A 1,891-nucleotide genomic window follows, 5' to 3' on the forward strand; every position below is an offset into this window, starting at 1 on the left:
TCGATGCGCTCCATGCGCTGTTGGGACTGGGGCATCGCCCGCTCGCGCCCCGCCGCGCCCGCCCCGCCATCCGCATCGACCGCCGCTTTGCCGAACCGATCGGCAGCACCGCCTATGCGCTCAAGCGGCTGGAGGAGATGGCCGCCGAAGCTGGCGAGCAACTGGCCGAACGCGGGCAGGGGGGACGTCGGTTCGAAGCGACCTTCTTCCGCAGCGATGGCCTCGCCTTCCCGCTGCGCGTCGAAACCGGCCTGCCCGTGCGCGATGCCCCGTCCATCCTGCGGCTGATGCGCGAGCGGATCGCCTCCCTGTCCGATCCCATAGATCCCGGCTTCGGCTTCGACATGCTGCGCCTGACCGTGCCGCTGGCCGAGCCGATGGCCGCGACCCAATTGGCGCTCGAAGGGGGCGAAGCGCGCAAGGGCGAAAGCGTGGCGGCGCTGGTCGATCGGCTGTCGATCCGGGCCGGGCGCGGACGCATCCAGCGCCTGGTGCCGCGCGACAGCCACATTCCCGAACAAGCGCAACTGGCCTTGCCCGCCGTCGAAGTGCGCGCGCCCGCCGACTGGGGACCGGTCGGCGAACCGGGCGACCCGCCGCTGCGCCCCATTCATTTGTTCGATCCGCCCCAGTCCATCGACGTGGTCGCGGGCGTGCCCGATGGTCCGCCGCACCGCTTCCGCTGGCGGCGCGCGCTGCATGACGTGGTCCGCTTCGAAGGCCCCGAACGGATCGCGCCCGAATGGTGGCGTGCGAAGGATGGCGCGATCGAGGGGGACAGTATCGGCAAGACGCGCGATTATTACCGCGTCGAGGATGCGCGCGGCCGCCGCTACTGGCTGTTCCGCCACGGCCTCTATGGCGCGGAGACGCCTGACCCCGGCTGGTATCTCCACGGCCTGTTCGCATGAGCAGCCGCCGCAAAGGACCGGACCCAGCCAAACCCAAATCGGCCGACCGGCGCGAGCTGGACCAGTTGGCGGCAAAGCGTACGGCTGGAAGGCGAGTGGAGGAGCATCGGCCTCTGGACAAGGGGGGACCAGATTTCGCCGAACTGGTGGCGATGAGCCATTATAGTTTCCTGCATGGCGCATCGCATCCGGCCGACCTGGTCGGACAGGCGATCCATCTCCGCCTCAAGGCGATCGGTATTGCCGACAGGAACAGCGTGGCCGGTGTCGTTCGCGCGTATGTCGCGCTGCGTGAGGCACCGGACAAGGCACGCGCCGGGCTGTTGAAAGCGCGGGAGGAGAAGGGCGAATCCGCCCTACTGACACCACAGGAAGAAGCAGCGTGTGAAACCGATCTGCGGCTGATCGTTGGCGCGCGGCTGGTGTTCGTCGATGGCACGCCGGACATCATCGCCTATCCGACGACCCGCCTGGGATGGGGGCGGCTGACCCGATTGCTGACCAAGGGGAATATCCGGGCAGTCAAGGGCGACTGCATCCTGCGGTTCAGCGATTTGCTCGCGCATCTTGAAGATATGCTGTTGATCGTCCTGCCCTTTTCTACCGGGCAGGCGCAACAGGCCCATCGCACACCCCCGGCCTATGCCACCGAGGATGAAGAAGAGGAGGCACCGTCCGGGCATTTACGCCTGGTGCCGCCTTCTTCCCCACCGACATGGCAACAGGTAGCGCAACGATTGCAGGAAAAGGCACCCGGCCGCGTCTGGCTTGGTCTGTCCATGCGCTACGAAGGCCGCGATGCCCGTCATATGGCGATGATGCAAGCTGCCGCCAGTGACGTGGGCGTGCCGCTGATCGCGACGAACGACATACTCTATGCCGCCGAAACCGCGCGTCCCGTGCAGGATGTCCTGACCTGCATCAGGACGGGTACGACCCTCAGAACGGCGGGGCGCCTATTGCACGCCAATGCCGAACGG

General features: G+C 67.2%; 1 protein-coding gene and 1 pseudogene (1 of these 2 cut by a window edge). Both read left to right on the forward strand.

Going from position 1 to position 1,891, the window contains the following annotated elements:
• A partial coding sequence (locus IL54_RS24555) for a DinB/UmuC family translesion DNA polymerase (protein ID WP_037473069.1) occupies positions 1 to 911 on the forward strand: 911 nt, incomplete at its 5' end.
• Positions 908 to 1,891 (forward strand): annotated as a pseudogene (locus IL54_RS02855) (error-prone DNA polymerase) (it continues 2,618 nt past the right edge of the window). The gene IL54_RS24555 and the pseudogene IL54_RS02855, both read left to right, overlap by 4 nt.

The organism is Sphingobium sp. ba1 (genome assembly GCF_000743655.1).
Classification (GTDB): domain Bacteria; phylum Pseudomonadota; class Alphaproteobacteria; order Sphingomonadales; family Sphingomonadaceae; genus Sphingobium.